Raw genomic sequence first — 18,510 nt, 5'->3', positions numbered from 1 at the left:
ATTTGTGAAATTTCTATTTCAAAATAGCCTTAGCAAGTAAGCGCGTATAGGCAATCCGACCAGGTACGGTCGGATGCACACGGTCTGGTCGGAACCAGTCATCATGATCATTACTTAAGTCATACCAATCAATGACTTTCATATTGCTGTATTGCTTCGCTTTTTCAGTCAATAAATCATTCACATCATTTTGCCAGCGCTGAGTGGGCACTCGGACATTCATAAAATAGACCTTGCGATCACCCAGGTAGGCCATCAATTCATCAAACTGAGCCGAAGTCGCTGGTCCATTGGTTCCTAAAGCAATCACGACCGTATCTTTCAGTAAGCCTTGTTCAGCTAATTTTTGCAACAATGGGACCGTGCCATAGAGTTGACGGCCGACTTGTGCATCGACGACAGCTTTAGGAAAGACTTCATTGATATTTTTTGCTGTTCCTAATGCGACGGAATCTCCAAAAATAGTCACTTCTTTTATCTGAGCTGCTTCGACTATCTTTTTAGATAGGTCATATTTTTTCATAATATCGGACACATTTGTGCTAAAGACTTCTTCTTCCTCTTCTTTCGTCGCTGAGTCGACAGTGTCCGTCGTTGCAGTAGAACTTTCAGTCGTTGTTTGTTGTTTGGTTTTTTCAGCAATCTTTTGATTTTGGGAAATTTCCGTTTGAAATTCTTTTTGTTCAGCATCGACTTGATCTTTTGGAGCGGTCACAATTCCGACTAACGCCACCACTGTCACAATCGCAGCTGGCAATTGCCAAGGCTTCGCTTTACTGATTATCGGACGAGCAAACCAATCACGCACGGTAGGCCATGTCTGACTATAGTCAAACTTCCGAAATGGCTCTTCAATAAAGCGATACGATAATTCACTAATGCCTAAAATCAAAAGAACTTCAATCAGTGTATGCAACCAGATATGATCAGCTAAATTGGAGACTTTCGCTTCATAGAAGATCATTACCGGAAACTGATACAAATAAATGCCATAGCTGCGTTTGCCGATATAGGCAAAGATCGGATTGGTTAGCCAACGATTCAGACTCGCGCCAGGATGGGCAGTGATAGCGACTGCAATTGTCGAGAGTATACTAATAAGATACAAGCCCCCATAGTAGACAAATGACGACTGATCACTTAAGAAAAAGAGCGCCACGAGTAAGAAAAGCACAGACGTAAAACCTGCTACATTTAATAACTTTTTAGCTTGGGACGGAATCTTTTCTTTTAAATGGTTGGACGGCCAGATAAAGGCTAATGCGCTCCCCATCCATAAAGAAAACAGTCGTGTATCCGTGCCGTAGTAGACCCGTGTCGGATCACCACTGGGCTGATAAAGAACAGCCATTAAGATGGCGGATGCAATGCCCATGCCAGTCAAAAAATAAAAAATCGTGCTGCGTTTTTTCACAAAACGAACCAATAAATAAAAGAGTACCGGCCAAATGAGATAGTTCTGCCCTTCTACAGCCAACGACCAGAGATGGGTAAACGGTGATTCATTGGTGAAGCGATCAAAATAGGAAAAGCCTTGCTTGATCTGCCACCAGTTATTGAGATAGAGTAAACTACTGACCACCACGCCACGCAAATTATTCAATAAATTCCGCTGAAACAACGTAATATAAAACGATGACCCTAGTAATAACGCGACCAACGCCGGATAGAGACGCTTCATTCGCCGATAATAAAATTGCTTCATGTTAATTTTTTGCGTCCGTTGCCATTCTTGACGCAACAAATCCGTAATCAAATATCCTGAAATCACAAAAAAAATGGGAACACCTAGATACCCCCCGCGCATCGTTGTTGGCATGAGATGATACAAAATAACCCCTATAACAGCCAAACTACGTAAGCCATCAATCCCAGTAATGTAACGACTTTTTTTCATTGTTTTTTCTTTCATCTTATAAATCCTTTATCTTAATCTAAAGTAGCTCACTACTTAAACTTTCTTTAGTAATCATGCCACAAAATGGCAAAAAAAGCATGAGAACAGCTACATAATTTAGCAAAATTTGGTAAAAAGTTAATCGTAAAAAACAAGCAGACCAAGTGGCCTCCTTGTTTTATAGTTGTTCTTCGTAAAAGCGGCCCAAAATTTGCACATTATCGGCAATACTGACAAAGGCCTTGGGATCAGACTCTCGCATAGCTTGTCTTAATAAAGGTAACTCATAGCGCGTCACGACTGTAATCAAAACAGTCTGCTTATCATGGCGATACGCACCTTCTGCTTCGTGGATAATCGTGATCCCTCGCCGGATGTGGTCTTGAATCGTGTGAACGACCTCATCAGGAAAACGCGTAATAATCGTGACTTGCATTTTCTTTTGCTTCGTAAAGACAGCATCGGTCACCTTCCCACATACGAAAATAGCAAGTGCGCTATACAATGCCGACTGCCAACCAAACAAAATTCCGGCTGCAATCATGATTAGAAAATTAAAAAAGATCGAAATCGAGCCAATCGACTTCCCTGTCTTTTTGCGCACCGCAATGCTAATAAAATCAAGACCACCAGAGGACAGACCATTTTTTAACGCATAGCCAATCCCTGCGCCCATCGTTGCACCTCCAAAAATCGCACAAATCACTGGATCTTTGGATAACACTTCACTGGGAATTACTTGCATAAAAACCGAAGTCAAGACAACGGTAATACCAGTGAAAAAGGTGAACTTGTGTCCAATTTTGTGCCACCCTAAAAAGAATAACGGCAAATTTAACAATAACAACATGAGTGATACAGGAACTTCAAAACCAATCAATCGATTAGACAATGTCGACAAAATCTGAGCAATACCGGTAATTCCACTTGAATAGATCTTCCCAGGTCCATAAAAAAGGCGCACTGAAACAGATGCCAGCAACGCATAGACTACCGCAAATGAAAATTTTGCCGCATAGTCCGGATGAGGGAAAAACTTAAATAACCAATTCATGAACGAATTCTTCCTCACTTTATTCTTTTTCTTTCATACCCATTATACACAATGCCCCTAAAAAAAGCAGTCGAAATTCTAGGCTTCCCTACAATTCGACTGCCAGTGCTTTTTTATTCGTCGTCTTCGCTTGTCGTCACATCAATATTTAATTCAAATAATTGAAGCGGTGATACTGTGCTTGGCGCTTGTGACATTGGATCGATTGCACGACCGTTTTTAGGGAAGGCAATGACTTCACGAATATTGTCCTCACCTGCTAATAACATCGCAAAGCGGTCCAATCCTAAGGCAATTCCTCCATGTGGTGGGAAACCATAGTCTAATGCTTCTAATAAGAAGCCGAATTGTTCTGTCATTTCGCGACGTGAGAAGCCTAATGTTTCAAACATTTGCTCTTGCACCTCACGGGTATGAATCCGCAATGATCCGCCGCCTAATTCGTAGCCATTTAAGACGATATCATATGCTTCCGCATGGACACGCGCTGGATCAGTAGCTAGAAGTTCTACATCGCTCGCTTTAGGCATAGTGAATGGATGGTGAGCAGATACATAGCGGCCTGCTTCTTCATCGTATTCAAATTGTGGCCAATCTACAACCCATAAGTAATTGAACTTCGTCGCATCAATTAAGCCTAGTTCTTTACCTAGACGAGTACGAACGGCACCTAATGTCGCTGAAACGACTTCAAATGAGTCTGCTCCAAACATCAATAAGTCCCCGACTTCCGCATTTGTTGCCGCAATGATTGCTTCGGTCGCTTCTTTGAAGAATTTAGCAATCGGACCTTTTAAGCCATCTTCTTCGACTTTTAACCACGCAAGCCCTTTGGCACCAAACTGACTGACATATTGTCCTAGTTGATCCATATCTTTACGTGAGTATTTATCTGCTGCACCTTTGGCATTTAAGGCTTTTACGACGCCACCGTTTTCGATTGCCATTTGGAATACTTTAAAGTCAATGTCTTTCACTGTCTCAGAAAGATCAATTAATTCCATCTCAAAGCGTGTATCTGGCTTGTCGCTACCGTAACGATTCATCGCTTCTTTCCATGTCATACGTGGGAATGGTAAAGTCACGTCGATTCCTTTAACGTCTTTCATGACTTTTTGAATCAAGCCTTCAGTATACGTTTGGATTTCTTCTGCCGTTAAGAACGTTGTTTCGATATCGACTTGGGTAAACTCAGGCTGACGGTCTCCCCGTAAATCTTCATCACGGAAACAACGGACGATTTGATAGTAACGATCCATGCCAGAAGCCATTAACAATTGTTTAAAGATTTGTGGTGATTGTGGCAAGGCATAAAAATGACCTGGATGAACTCGTGATGGTACCAAGTAATCACGTGCACCTTCCGGAGTTGATTTTGCCAAATAAGGTGTTTCGATATCTAAGAAATCATTGTCATCTAAGTAACGACGAATCGCTTGTGTCGTCTTTGTACGTAGCAATAAGTTTTTTGTCATTTGTGGACGACGTAAATCAAGGTAACGGTACTTCATACGAATGTCATCACCGACTTGATTTTCATCTTCAATAGGGAATGGTGGCGTTTTCGCCCGATTTAAAATCGTAATTTGATCAGCCATGACTTCATAGGCACCTGTCTGCATCTTCGGATTAACCGCTTCTGGTGAACGTTGAATCACTGTTCCGCTTATCTCAATGACGTATTCGCTACGGCATTTGTCCGCAATCGCCCATGCTTCTTCTGAAGTCGCAGGGTTAAAGACGACTTGGACAATTCCTTCACGGTCACGTAGATCGATGAAAATCACGCCACCTAAGTCGCGACGCTTTTGCACCCAACCTTTTAAGACGACTCGCTTGTCTAACCATTCTTCATTTACTAAACCACAATACACCGATCGTTTTTCCATTTGTTTCTATTCTCCTTTTGTTATCATTTCATCATATACTGTTGCAAATTCATCATAGATTTTGGCTAATGGGTACGTTGCTTCCACCCGCGTCGCCATATTTTTAATTTTCACTTGTTGCTCGGCCAATTCGGAATCACCGATTGTTACGACTAGACGGGCTTTGGCTTTGTCAGCTGATTTAAACTGAGCTTTCGCTTTGCGTCCCATATAATCACGGTCTGCCGAAAATCCTGCATTGCGAATCGCTTGTACTAATTTCAAGGCTTCTACATTTGTCTCTTCACCTAAATGCACCACATAGGCATCAATCGTGTCAATCGTTGGTAGCTCGATTCCTTCTGAGTCGAGTGTCAATAAGACACGCTCAATCCCGATACCAAAGCCAAAACCAGGAGTTGATTCGCCACCGAATTCTTCAATCAAATTATCATAGCGGCCTCCAGCACAGATTGTCGATTGGGTCCCTAATGCGTCTGAGTCATGCATGATTTCAAAAATTGTATGCGTATAGTAATCCAGACCACGCACCATGTTGCTATCGACTTCATACACGATGTCTAATGCGTCTAGCATCGCTATCACTGTCTCAAAATGGGTCTTTGATTCAGCCGTTAAGTAATCTAAGATTTGCGGTGCATTGGCTACAATTTCTTTGTCCTTTTTGTCTTTGCTATCTAGCACTCGCAATGGATTTTCGTGTAGACGTCGTTTTGAATCAGCACTTAATTGCTCTTCAAATGGCGTTAAATACTCAATCAATGCTTGACGATACGACACGCGTGTCTCACTATCCCCAAGTGTATTGATAACTAAGCGTAAATCGCTAATGCCGAGCTGTTCAAAGAACGCCAAGGCCATCGCCATAATCTCTACATCAGTCGCCGGATTTTTGGAGCCAAAGCACTCAACCCCGATTTGGTGAAATTGACGCAAACGACCTTTTTGCGGACGCTCATACCGAAACATCGGTCCAGTGTAGTAGACTTTATACGGCTTCGGAAATTCCGGACCGTATAATTTATTTTCCACAAAGGAACGGACAATTGGTGCAGTCCCTTCTGGCCGCAAGGTAATATGACGATCTCCTTTGTCATAAAAATCATACATTTCCTTGGTCACGATGTCAGACGTATCCCCGACACTTCTTGAAATGACTTCAATGTGCTCAAATAACGGTGTCCGAATTTCATCAAACTGATAATCTTTAAATAGCAGTCTTGCTGTTTCTTCTACAAATTGCCACTTCTCTGATTCACCTGGCAAAATATCATTTGTTCCTTTTGGTCGTTGATATTTCATATTCCTTTTTCTCCTCCTAAAAAATAAAACTCGCCCTTGTCTACACAAGGGCGAGTCAATAGTTACACGCGGTACCACCTAAATTTGAAAGAATACTGGATTCTTTCCTCAACGATTAACGCTCGTACACGGTCGTGGCTTTTCGCTCACGCATCTCCAGAATGTCTCCTCATTAATCTCACCAAACTACTTCCAGCCTCAGGTAGTTCTCTCTAGCAAATGAAAATTAATTACCTTTTCCTTCATCGATTTTCTCTATAATACGTATAAACTACCTGAAAACTATCAAAAAGTCAAGGTCAAACACAAGTGGCGATGGCAAAAGATTCTCACGGCCACAAATTCTGAAATGTTTGCTCAAATTTAACGGCTTGCCGCAAAAACTATGTCATTTGTAATTAGTTTTGTGCTAAGTTTTCACCATTTGAGGCAATGACTTGCTTGTACCAATCAAATGATTTTTTCTTCGTACGCTTTAAGGTCCCATTGCCTTCATTGTCACGATCGACATAGATGAAGCCATAGCGTTTTTTCATTTCACCTGTCCCCGCTGAGACCAAATCAATACAGCCCCAAGTAGTGTAGCCTATCAGATCCACGCCATCTAGTTCTACGGCATCTTTCATCGCCTGAATATGGGCTGCCAAGTAATCAATACGGTAATCATCTTCGACATAGCCAGTTTCATCAGGTACATCGACTGCCCCTAGACCATTTTCTACAATAAATATTGGCTTTTGATACCGATCCCAGATATCATTCAATGTAATTCTTAGCCCTAGTGGATCGATTTGCCAGCCCCATTCACTCGCTTCTAAAAAGGGATTTTTGACAGAGGCAAAGATATTCCCCGCCGTCTCTGCTTGCTCTCCATCTTTGAGCGGTGCGACACGCGAAGAATAATAAGAAAATGAAATAAAATCAACTGTATGTTCCGCCAATAACTCAAAATCTTTTTCTTCTGTCACCAATTCAATGCCTGCTTGTTCCATTTGTTTTAGCGCATAGGTCGGATAGTAGCCGCGTGCTTGGACATCAATAAAGAAATAATTTTGACGATCTTTTGTCCGGCTTGACCAAACATTTTCCGGATTGCAATTAAAGGCATAATACGATCCGGCTGCCAACATACAACCGACTTGGTTTTCAGGATCTATCTCATGAGCAATCTTGGTTGCAATCGCTGAAGCAACTAACTCATGGTGGGCGGCCTGGTACTTCACTTGTTCTTCATCCTCGCCAGGCTCAAAGCACAAGCCCGCTCCTAAAAATGGGGCATGCAAAATCATATTGATTTCATTAAAGGTCAGCCAGTAACGTACCAACCCTTTGTAGCGTGTAAAGACTGTGCGGCAAAGACGTTCATAAAATGTCAGCATTTTACGATTGCGCCAGCCACCATATTCTTTAATCAAATGAATCGGACAATCAAAATGCGTAATCGTAACTAACGGCTCGATGCCATGCTTTTGACATTCTTCAAACAATCGTTGGTAAAAGAGTAAGCCTTCTTCATTCGGCTCTAGCTCATCACCCAAAGGAAAGATTCGTGTCCATGCGATTGATAAACGATACGTCTTGAATCCCATTTCAGCAAAGAGCGCAATGTCTTCTTTGTAATGATGGTACATATCAATTGCTTCTTTCGCTGGATAAAAATGTGTGTCATCGAATGCCAACATTTTTTCTTTTCCTTGAATAATCGCTGAACGATCCGGACCAGTCGGAATGACATCGACATTCGCTAGACCGCGTCCACCTTGGTCATATCCACCTTCACATTGATTGGCAGCCGTTGCACCGCCCCATAAAAAATCGCTTCTAAATCCCATTCAATCATACCTCGCTTCTTTTTTGATGAAAGACTTTGATGAATTGATCGCCGCTATGAATCGCACCTTCGTTAATTGTTAAAATTTCTCCTACCTCATTGGTATTCGTAATCACAACTGGTGTAATTGAATTTAAGCCATTTTTGACAATGACTTGTGGATCAAATGTTAGTAGCAAGTCACCCTTTTTGACTTCTTGTCCTTTTGCAACAGCATAGCTATACCCTTCACCATCTAATTTTACTGTATCAATTCCGACATGAATTAGCAACTCGATGCCATTTTTACTAGTCAAGCCAATCGCATGACCACTATCAAACGTCGCACTAACGGTCGCATCAAATGGTGCATAGACTTTTCCTTCGCTAGGAATAATCGCCATCCCTTGTCCTAAGATTTCTTCTGAAAACATGCCATCTGCTACAGCTTCAAGTGCCACAGCTTCTCCATTGATTGGGGCAAAGACATCACTATCTTCCGTTGTTTTTACGGTTGGTTGTGCTACTTCTGTGGTGCTTGTTTCATCTGTTTTTTCTTTAAATAAAATGAACGTGACGATAAAGGTAATCACGATACTAATTACTGCACCGATACAAGCAAAGTAAAAATGACTCAATGTATTGTCGCCAATGTAGCTAGGCAATGTTAGTAGACCTGGTGAACCACCTGAGAAGTTCTTCACGCGGAAAATACCCATAAATAAACCACCAACTCCACCACCAATCATTGCTGCATACAATGGTGTTTTGTAGCGTAAGTTAACCCCATATAAAGCTGGCTCTGTAATTCCAAAAATTCCTGTCAAACCGGCCGAAAAAGCAAGTTGTTTCGTCTCTTGATTTTTTGACTTCACCCCAACGGCTAACGCTGCCGCACCTTGGCTGACATTTGATGCTAACATCCCTGGGTAAATCACTGTGTCATAGCCCGATGTCATACGGTTATTGATTCCAATCGGTACTAGACCATAGTGTGTCCCAGTTGCCACAAACAATGGTGTAAATGTTCCTAATAACAACGGTACAATCCAAGGGCTAACACTTTCTAAGAACGTAATACCCGTTGAAATCCAATCACTAATCAAATACCCAACTGGACCTAAAATCGTTAACGTAACAATCCCCACAACTGCAATCGAAATCAATGGTTTACTAAAGAATTTGATTGCTTTTGGTGAAATTCGATCGGCAATCGGTTCTACATAAGATAAGAACCAAACAGCCAAGATAATTGGAATAACAGAAGAAGAGTAACTAACGGCTGAAATTGGTAAGCCAAACAAGCGAATGGCATCGCCACTTTCTTTAGCCGCTGTCACCATTGCAACAAAGTTAGGATGTAGTAAGATACCTCCTAACATCATTGCTAAATACATATTGGTTTTGAATTTTTGGGCAGAAGATGCTGCCAACAAGACAGGTAAAAAGTAAAAAGCTGCATCCGCCATAAAGTTCAAAATTTGATAACTTTGACTTTCCACTGTAAGGACTGAAAAGACCACCAATAATGACAAGACTGCCTTTAACATCCCCGCCGCAGTGATAGCTGGCAAGATAGGTGTAAAAATACCCGTAATTGTATCAATGACTTTGGCTACTTTCGATTTTGGTTCACTTGCTTCTTGTTTTTCATCGGTTTTTGATTCAAGTATCGTTTGCTTCATAATTTCACTGTAGACATTGCCCACGTCACTGCCGATAATTACCTGGTATTGTCCCCCTTTATTTACGACGCCCATGACCCCTGGCGTTTCTTTTAAGACCTTTTCTTTTGGTTGATTATCATCTTGCAAATTAAACCGTAAACGAGTAGCGCAATGAGTCAATCCTTGAATATTTTCTTCGCCACCGACATTTTCAATAATAGTCGCTGCTAAATCTTTGTAATTCATCCCTATATCCTCCTTTAAAATAAAAGAGACCTAACCACGTGATTCATCACATAGTTAGGTCTCGCCTGCAATGCAGTAACAATCCTACTCACTTGTTATTCGTTTAATATGAATCGTTAAATAGATCAATTCGTCATTGTCTAGCTTTCGTCCAAATTGTTTTTGAATGTACTCACCTATTTTCAATGCACATTGGTACTCTTTTGGATACTTATCTTTCAACATAAACATAAAGCCCGCTGTCTCATCGCCATCCAAGTGAACATCCGTAAAGACACGCTGAACAAAAAACTTCAAATGCGTGACAAAACGCTCAAAATTAAGTGAATATTCATCTAATTCCATATTAAAATGGTATTTTACAATATTTAAGATGGCTTGAATCGTTTGTGTCATTTCTGACACTTGGTTGACCTCAGATCCAGATAGTTCTGCATTAACAATATGTAATGCGATAAACCCTGCTTCATCCTCAGGCAAAGAAATCTGTAAACGACTTTGGATCATACTCAGCGCTTCTTTACCAATCAGAAACTCATGGTTGTAAAATCGCTTAATCTCCCAAAGCAACGCATTCTTTAACTGTATGCCCTCTTGATGACGCTCCAAAGCAAAATGAATATGATCGGATAACGTAAGAAAGAGATTCTCGCTGAGCTTTTTTCCTAAAGAGACCTTTGCAAAACTGATAATGTCATTGGCTACTTGTATTTCTTCCAAGGGAATCGCTGATAACAAATTGGTTAACTTGCTCATATTCCACTCTTTTGTAATACTGTAGACTTTTTCAATAGCAGCCGCGTCGACCTCATCGCCAGCCTTTCGCTTAAAACCAATCCCTTTACCCATGACAATTAGCTCTTGATTCGAGTGATCTAAAGAGACAACAATATTATTATTGATGACTTTTTTAACTCTCACTTCGTTACTCTCCTTTAGCTACGTGCTCTCCTCGAGTATAGCCCACAATGAAGCGGTAACAATCTCAAACGAATAGTACCATATCTTTTTTCATTCTGTCAATCACCCACGATGTAAGAGATTGCATCTTTTTCAAACTTTGCTTACAATTAGTAGGAACAGAAAGGAGTTTTCTTATGTATCCAGGATATTCACGCAAGCCACATTATTATGAAACCGATCAAATGGGTATTATTCACCATTCCAATTACATACGTTGGTTTGAAGAAGCGCGCGTCGACCTACTCGAATGGCTCAATCTTCCGTATCGCACAATCGAAGACGCCGGCATCATCATCCCCGTCTTAGCTGTTACTTGTACGTATAAGAGCATGGTGCGTTATGGTGACTTGGTTAAAATACACGTATTTGTAGACAACTATTCCGGCACTCGCTTTGACTTTCGCTATGAATTAGTGAACCTGACCACTAATCAAGTAGCCACGATTGGCACAAGTAGTCACTGTTTCCTTAGTTCTGAAAGACAACGATTAGTTTCTCTCAAAAAATCTTTCCCAGAGTTTCATAAAACTTTTGAAACCTATGTTATGAACCAAGAAAATTAAAGGAACAACTAAAATAACTGTATTATTTTTGTATTTTTTCTATTTTTTAAAACGTTTCCAATTGTATTTCACCAAATTTTATGTATAATTCTAATAGAGTAGTCTCTGTACTACTAAATTCTACATATGAGGTGATGGTAATGTATGTTGTAAAAGTTTTTCATGGCTATATCGACAAGACTGGGCATCGTACACGCGACAAGTCATCCGATAATTTATTAGTGTTTCCTGATCGAAAATCTTCAGAAGAATTTGCTAACAAAATTGGTGGTCATGTCAAAAGATTAGAAGAAGTAAAAGTTTGAGTCAGCCATTGTAGGTACTCAAACTTTTTTTATTTTTTCTGTCTTTTTTCACTATCTTGTTCTACACTACAATCAAGACAAATAAAGGAGCTGACTTTTATGAAAAGAATCGGCATTATCGGTGTAGGTCATGTCGGCAGTACGGTGGCTCATACACTGATCGAACGTCAAATTGCAGATGAACTTTATCTCTTTGATGAAAAAAAAAACTTAGTAGAATCAGAAGGCTTTGATCTTTGGGCTGGACAGATTGGCACGCATACCACGACTCGTCTCTATGCGGGAACAAGTGACTCCTTAGCTGAGTTAGATGTATTGGTTTTTTCAGTGGGGGACATCGCCGTATTGAATGGCCAAGGTACTCGTTTCGATGAACTAGCATTTACAAAACAAGCCGCTGAAAAGTGGGGGCCTATTATTCGCACGTCTAAGTTTCATGGTATTTTATTGACCATCACGAATCCTTGTGATGTCATCACTCGCTACTTACAAGAACTAACCGGCCTACCCAAATCCAAAATTTTTGGCACTGGAACATCTTTAGACACTGCTCGCTTCAAGCATGCAGTCGGCGAGATTTTGACGATTGCGCCAGATAGTGTCGATGGCCTTATTTTAGGGGAGCATGGTGAGACACAATTCATCGCTTGGCATGCGACGTCTATCGGCTATCGTCCGATTCTAGAGCAAATCAGTTCCGAGCAACAAGAAAAAATTGAAGCACTCACCTTCGCACTCGGAGAAAAAACATTCACCGGTAAAGGCTATACTTCATACGGCATCGCCAACCAGGCCGCACAAATTATCGATGCTATCTTGACTGACAGCCATCGCATTTTCCCATTGTCTGTCTACCATCAAGAGGCCAATCTCTACATCGGTCATGCGGCAAAAGTCGGCGCACAAGGCATCGAAGAAAGCTATCCGCCCATCTTATCTAGTGATGAAAAGCAAAAATGGGCCATCTCTGTCAACTGGATTCAAACCATGTACGATGCAATCGACCAAAAAGAATGAAGAATCCTGTTGCAGTTACAAAAAAATCCAGAAAATCCAGAAGCTGTCTTACAAACTTTTGGATTTTTTGGATTTTTATTTGTAACTAATGTTGTCTTGTGATGTAAGACATTTCTATCAGAGATTAAAATTGAGCTGTATCTGGATCCAAGGCTTTGCCGACAACACCATCTAATCCATCAATAATCTTCATATCCGCATCTGATAACTCAAAATCAAAAATCGCAGTATTTTCTTCAATTCGACTTGGTGTAACAGATTTTGGTAATGGCAAGAATTCGTGTTGTAGTGACCATCTTAACGCTACTTGCGCGATGGTTTTATTGTACTTTTGAGCCAATTCTTTCATTTCTGGCACATCAAAGATTTTCCCAGTGCCAAGCGGGCTATACGCTTCAATGACCATCTCATGATCACGGGCATATTGGACCGTTTCGGCCATTAATTCACCTGGTGCTAAGAAAATTTGATTGACCATAGGAAAGACTTTAGCAGTTTTACTCAAGGCGTCTAAATGATGTGGACGGAAATTACTTACACCGATTGCTTTTATTTTACCAGCTTCATAAAATTCTTCCATCGCACGCCATGTTTCAGCATTTGCTTCTTCCCAGTTGTCACGAAATGCAATTGGGTTAGGCCAATGAATTAACAGTAAATCTAAATAATCCGTACCCAATTCATGTAAACTTTTTTCGATAGATGATTTAGCCAATTCATACGAATGATTGCCATTCCAAACTTTCGTCGTTAAAAAGATTTCTTCACGCGCTACGCCACTCTCTTTGATTCCGCGACCAACGCTCTCTTCATTTTTATATCCTTGCGCTGTATCAATATGACGATAGCCAGCTGCCAATGCTGCTTTGACTGAATCGACTGCGACTTGACCATCCGGCGTTTGCCATGTACCAAATCCTACTTGAGGAATTTTTACCCCATTCTTTAATGTATAGGTTGAAGTTAGACTCATATTTCTTCCTCCTTTATAATCTTGTCTTTCTATTATACCAAAAATCTTTACTTTGAAGGCTACAGATGCTTATAGAAAAGTTGTAACCACGGTATTTAGATTTAAATTTAGTTGCTACGAAAAAGCCAGAAAGCCAAAAGTTTGAAAACAACTTCTGATTTTCTGGTCCTTTGTAGCTGAACAATTCTGGCTCAGCCTTTTTTATTGATTGTCTGGTTCAACATGGACATCGATTTCAAAAACACCAAACTTGTCACGTAACAGTGCTTCAATCTGGTCTGCGATTGCATGACTCTGCTTGACACTTAGTTGTGCTGGCATTTCAACCACAACATCAACATAAATATTGGCCCCATAGTTACGCCCTTTGACACTTTGGACCCGAGTGATACCAGGGATTTTTTGAATTTCTTCTTTGTATGCCTGAATTAATGCAATATCAAAGCCATCGGAAAGTGTAAACGTACTTTCCTTAAAGATATCGATCCCTGTTTTGACAATTAAGATCCCGACTACTAAAGCGGCGACACTATCGACCCATGGCAAGTGAAATGTCGCGGCAAAGACGGCGACCGCAGTCCCGATACTTGTCCACGCATCACTACGATTGTCCTTAGCTGCGGCTAATAATCCTGAACTTTTAACCTTTTCAGCTAGCTTTTTATTATAGAAATACACACTATACATAATCACTGCCGAAACAATGCCGACAAGCGCGGCTATGCTGTCTGGTGATTCACTTCGCTCCCTAATAACCGTCTGGATAGAGCTGTATAATACTTGTAACCCGACAGCAATCATGATTAAGGATGTAATGAGACTGGCTACGTTTTCTGCCTTCCAATGACCATAGCGATGATCCTCATCGGCAGGTTTACGTGATACTTTTAGTCCGATTAATACGGATACTGATGCAATAATATCGGTAGCATTATTCAATCCATCGGCTCGTAACGCTTCTGAGTCTGCCCAATTACCGACAAGAAGTTTTAAAATTGAAATGACAAGGTAAGCAACAATACTGATGATCGCACCTTTTTCTGCTTGCTTTAACTCTTGATACCGATCATTAGCCATTTTACTGCCCCCTTTTTGAATTGATGTCCATCATATCAAATTTAACCGGGATTTTTTACAGTATGGGAATTTTTTTATTATTTTGGGTTTCCAACATCGATTGGTCTATGCACCACAATTCGAGTTAAGGAGAACCTAATTTTCGTAAGTTTCATGAAAGCAAAACGAAGGATTACCATTGTCAAATTGGGCGCAACGTGCTATGGTTTTAACAATTATTTGACTACATTGGAGGAATTGAAATGACCATATTATCATGTGAACAACTTTCCTTTGTCCGTAACAAACAACCGTTGCTAAGTGCAATCGATTGGCAAGTAGAAGAAACGCAAAACTGGGTGATTTTAGGATTAAATGGTGCTGGTAAGAGCTTGCTATTGCAATTAATTACCGGTCAGCTCTGGCCATCAAGCGGCAAACTCACGGTACTGGGCACTGTCTTTGGTCAATCCTCCATTCCCGAATTACGGCAAAAAATCGCTTGGATTAGCCCCGCGTATTTGAATGAATTTCCTGAACATGAAACAGCCGAAAAAATCGTCGTCTCTGGTTATTTTGCTAGTGTCGGTGTGTATCAAAAAGTCAGCGATGAACAACTAGCCGCTGCCAAAAAATTATTAGTTGAACTTGGCTTAGAAGAAGTCATTGGCCGAACGTTCCACACTCTCTCGCAAGGACAAAAACAACTCGTAGGAATCGCCCGTTCCTTGATCAATCGACCAAAACTACTAATTTTAGATGAACCAACAAATGGCCTCGACTTATTTGCCAGAGAAGAGTTCTTAGCCCGACTTCATCAATTAGTAACCAACAAACAGATTCCAAATCTCGTGCTGGTGACGCATCATACCGAAGAAATTACGACTGATTTCACCCATGTATTATTGTTAAGAGATGGCCAGATTGTCCATCAAGGCTTGCGTGGAGAGTGTCTGACAACCGCGCATTTATCGAGCTTCTATCAAAAAGAAGTAGTCATTTTACCTTATAAAGATACCCGCTTTTTGGTCTATCCTGCTTAATACAAGTAAGTTAGATACCTGAATGCGGATGCTTTCGATAATAAGTTATCTTTTTTCTGGCCCATTCATAGTGACTGATTGTATTAGCCGTAAAATAGCTCGCCGCATGTGAATGACCCGCCCAACGAAATCGCCCCTTTTCAAACAATTCTTCTTCAGACATCCGTTGCAGCTGATCCTCAATCCGCCGGTGACTAGCTTCAAGTAACTCACTTGCTTCACTGAGTGTCGTATGCTGGTGTTTTGTGACAAAGGCATCATTCATTTGACCATACGTCCGCCAATTATACGGCTCAGGTAGAAAACGATCAGCTTCCAGATTTTCTAAACAATGCAACAATAAGAGCTGCCACTCATAGAGATGAATCAAAATATCTCGTAAATTTTTGTCTCTCGTCCAATGTGCTTCCTTATGCTTCAAAAGAAACGCTTCTGAAAAGACAATCTCTTCTACTCGTTGCTCCTCACTCAAATTTGAAATAGCTTGTTGCAAGCGCTCATAAGCTTTTGGTAACTCCGCTTGCAATTCAGCTTTTGTCTTTGGTCGTGCCATGATAGACCCCTTTCTCACCTATTCTAAAACGAAAAACACACTCCCTTAAATACACAAAACAGTGTTTCAAAAGCAGCTCTCTTGGCAATAATTCCTCCCTAAAATTGCGGACCAATTTCAGGGATTTAGGACGTATTGCGCGGAGCTAACCGCTTTTGTCCCAACTTTTTTCTCAAAAAACTAGTTCGTTTGTTCTTTTAATTCTTTTTCTAGTTGCAAACGTTGGACTTTCATGGTAGCTGTATGTGGAATCTCGTCAAACGCACGTACGATTGGGTAGTGCATGTGTGGTAGGTCACTGACTTTTTCCCACCAAGCATCCCAATCCATCTCTTGATCTGGCACAACAGCTAGGACCGGCTGAGCTTTGTCATCAATACCACGAATCAACACGACTTCTTCTAAAAAGTCTAATTGATCCAACAGATAATCCTCAATCGTCAGTGTGCTATTCACTGAATCAATCAAATCAACTTGGCGATCTTTTAAATACAAATGTCCTTGCTCATCCATGCTACCGTAATCGCCGCTATCCCACCATTTGCCGAAGACTGTTTTTTGGAAGCAAGCATCTTCTTTGTAATAGGTCAAAGCGCGTCCTTTTGATAAGAAATGGATATTGCAACCGTATTCGGTGGCAAGACTTGGCCTTCTTCGTCACAAATACGTGCTTTCGTTAAATCTGCAAGCCCAACTCCCATGTCCCGAGCATTCGAATGTTCCAATGAAGCTAATGTGTGTGCTTTAATGATCATCGGACCACATTCACTTTGACCATACACTTGTAAAAATAGTGGATCTGTTGCTTGTGAAGCAGTTAAAAATGCACGCATGGTTCCATTATTAATGGCGTCAAAAGTGGAATGATAATATTTCGTCTGAGCAAATAGTTCTGGTTGCTTCTTGGCCAATTGAGTCCATTGAACAAAATGATTCGGATGCGTCTCTAGCGCTAACGGTGGATGAGCAGTTAGCATCTTAGACACTGATTCAAATTGAGGATTTGCAAGGGGCATCATTGGAAATCCTAGTGCCATTAAGGAAGAGACACCAATATTAAAGCGTGAATGAACCGGTGAAATATGAAAAGCAACTAGTCCAGGCTCCCCCATCTCGTGAATCACTGATTTTTGCCATGCTGTCCGCCAGCCCATTGAATTTGCTGAATGGCAGATTAATTTAGGAATCCCTGTCGTTCCTGAAGTATGTGTCATATAAGAAATCTCATCTAGCGCTAATTCTGCTTGAGGGACTTCAGGCGCTTCAGTCTCTAAAATAATCTCCACGGATAATGCCAAATTGGTGGTATCACGACGGACAGCCTTGACGCGCCCTTCTGTCACTTCATCGTAAATCAAAAATGGTTGCTCCAAACGATCAATAAAGACTTCAATCGTCTCTGCTGGTAAATGGTAAGAAATCATCGCTGGAACCGCACCTAAATAAGATACGGCTACCGCTAGTAAATACGTATCAAACTTGGGACTCTTGTATAATAAAACTTTGTCACCACGACCAATTCCTAACTGCGCCAATTGATACGCACGTTTTTGAATGATTGTCAAACTTTCCATATAAGTCGTGGCTGTCTCTAATTCAGGAAATGCACGTAACACTTCATCAAATAAGATCAGTGTGTACGGAAATTTTTGAGCAGATACTAAGTAGTTTCCGTAAAGATTTAATGGTTGATGGTCACATATTTTCAATGAACTACCTTCTTTCATATAATTACGATCGTTACTATTTTATCGAAATCGCTAACAAATTAAAAGTGCATTTTTGCACATAGTCAATTAACTGGTAAAAAAACAGCTTAGAATCCAATTGTTATCAGCGTTGTTTAAAGGTATAAGCTGATACTCACGTTTTTGGTTTTCAGCAAGTTAATGAGATACAGGTTTTATCGGTTTTATCGGTATCATCACTTCAAAAACTTGTAACTCCTTTTCCGTTGTAAATACTTCATCTTGCCACAGTAACTCCCAAATCTCTCCATCTATTTTTAACTGATGTTGTTCTAAAAATAATGAAACACGTTGAGTAAAATCAAGGATTTGCTGTTTTTTATCGGTAGTAAACCCTGAAAGATAAAGGCCTGATCTATTTACTATAATTGAATAACGAAAAAAGAGAGTGCCGAAGCACCCACTTTCTCAAGACTTATATAAA

Annotated in this window: 14 protein-coding genes and 1 pseudogene; 4 read left to right on the top strand and 11 right to left on the bottom strand. The window is 40.6% G+C overall.

Annotated elements, in window-relative coordinates; all coding sequences use genetic code 11:
- Positions 1-13: 13 nt before the first annotated feature.
- The 7 genes from NE257_RS00625 to licT all read right to left on the bottom strand — a co-directional run bounded on the left by NE257_RS00625 (position 14) and on the right by licT (position 10,786).
- Positions 14-1,912, bottom strand: a complete 1,899-nt coding sequence (locus tag NE257_RS00625; protein ID WP_251855054.1) for an acyltransferase family protein — start codon at positions 1,910-1,912, stop codon at positions 14-16.
- Positions 1,913-2,075: 163 nt separating this feature from the next.
- Positions 2,076-2,951, bottom strand: coding sequence for a YitT family protein (locus tag NE257_RS00620; protein ID WP_007209080.1), 876 nt, complete (start codon positions 2,949-2,951; stop codon positions 2,076-2,078).
- A gap of 113 nt (positions 2,952-3,064) precedes the next feature.
- Positions 3,065-4,840, bottom strand: a complete 1,776-nt coding sequence (aspS, locus tag NE257_RS00615) for an aspartate--tRNA ligase (RefSeq protein WP_251885553.1) — start codon at positions 4,838-4,840, stop codon at positions 3,065-3,067.
- A 6-nt stretch (positions 4,841-4,846) separates the two neighbouring features.
- A complete protein-coding gene (gene hisS / locus NE257_RS00610; RefSeq protein ID WP_251885552.1) occupies positions 4,847-6,142 on the bottom strand; it encodes a histidine--tRNA ligase in 1,296 nt (431 codons plus the stop codon).
- 398 nt (positions 6,143-6,540) lie between these two features.
- Positions 6,541-7,974 carry a 6-phospho-beta-glucosidase gene (locus tag NE257_RS00605; RefSeq protein ID WP_251885551.1) on the bottom strand — a complete coding sequence of 478 codons (1,434 nt, stop codon included), beginning with the start codon at positions 7,972-7,974 and terminating at the stop codon, positions 6,541-6,543.
- A gap of 4 nt (positions 7,975-7,978) precedes the next feature.
- Positions 7,979-9,865, bottom strand: a complete 1,887-nt coding sequence (locus NE257_RS00600) for a beta-glucoside-specific PTS transporter subunit IIABC (RefSeq protein ID WP_251885549.1) — start codon at positions 9,863-9,865, stop codon at positions 7,979-7,981.
- A gap of 84 nt (positions 9,866-9,949) precedes the next feature.
- On the bottom strand, positions 9,950-10,786 hold the full coding sequence (gene licT, locus NE257_RS00595; protein ID WP_251885547.1) for a BglG family transcription antiterminator LicT: 837 nt from the start codon (positions 10,784-10,786) through the stop codon (positions 9,950-9,952).
- 176 nt (positions 10,787-10,962) lie between these two features.
- Here licT and NE257_RS00590 point away from each other — a divergent pair, with 176 nt between their 5' ends.
- From NE257_RS00590 to NE257_RS00580, 3 genes are all read left to right on the top strand, one after another.
- Entirely contained in the window at positions 10,963-11,391 is a 429-nt protein-coding gene (locus NE257_RS00590) for an acyl-CoA thioesterase (protein WP_251855058.1), read from the top strand.
- Between the two features lie 140 nt (positions 11,392-11,531).
- Positions 11,532-11,696 (top strand): hypothetical protein, encoded by a 165-nt coding sequence (locus NE257_RS00585; protein ID WP_251851053.1) that lies wholly within the window; start codon positions 11,532-11,534, stop codon positions 11,694-11,696.
- Positions 11,697-11,795: 99 nt separating this feature from the next.
- A complete protein-coding gene (locus NE257_RS00580) occupies positions 11,796-12,713 on the top strand; it encodes a lactate/malate family dehydrogenase (protein ID WP_251885546.1) in 918 nt (305 codons plus the stop codon).
- A gap of 124 nt (positions 12,714-12,837) precedes the next feature.
- On the opposite strand, the gene NE257_RS00575 is transcribed toward NE257_RS00580, so the two are convergent.
- Together NE257_RS00575 and NE257_RS00570 are read right to left on the bottom strand one after the other, a co-directional pair.
- On the bottom strand, positions 12,838-13,686 hold the full coding sequence (locus NE257_RS00575; protein WP_251851051.1) for an aldo/keto reductase: 849 nt from the start codon (positions 13,684-13,686) through the stop codon (positions 12,838-12,840).
- A gap of 201 nt (positions 13,687-13,887) precedes the next feature.
- Positions 13,888-14,763, bottom strand: coding sequence for a cation diffusion facilitator family transporter (locus NE257_RS00570; RefSeq protein ID WP_251885545.1), 876 nt, complete (start codon positions 14,761-14,763; stop codon positions 13,888-13,890).
- A gap of 242 nt (positions 14,764-15,005) precedes the next feature.
- Here NE257_RS00570 and NE257_RS00565 point away from each other — a divergent pair, with 242 nt between their 5' ends.
- Complete coding sequence (locus NE257_RS00565) at positions 15,006-15,785, top strand: ABC transporter ATP-binding protein (RefSeq protein ID WP_251885544.1); 780 nt, start codon at positions 15,006-15,008, stop codon at positions 15,783-15,785.
- A 10-nt stretch (positions 15,786-15,795) separates the two neighbouring features.
- Here the strand turns inward: NE257_RS00565 and NE257_RS00560 are convergent, their stop codons facing one another.
- Positions 15,796-16,338, bottom strand: coding sequence for a ClbS/DfsB family four-helix bundle protein (locus NE257_RS00560; RefSeq protein WP_007209092.1), 543 nt, complete (start codon positions 16,336-16,338; stop codon positions 15,796-15,798).
- Between the two features lie 180 nt (positions 16,339-16,518).
- Positions 16,519-18,065: pseudogene (locus NE257_RS00555) on the bottom strand (class I adenylate-forming enzyme family protein).
- Positions 18,066-18,510: the final 445 nt, after the last annotated feature.

The organism is Enterococcus italicus (assembly GCF_023743875.1).
GTDB classification, from domain to species: Bacteria; Bacillota; Bacilli; order Lactobacillales; family Enterococcaceae; genus Enterococcus_G; species Enterococcus_G italicus.
The sequence above is the reverse complement of the archived record's forward strand: the minus strand, read 5'-3'. Positions and strand labels throughout refer to the sequence as shown.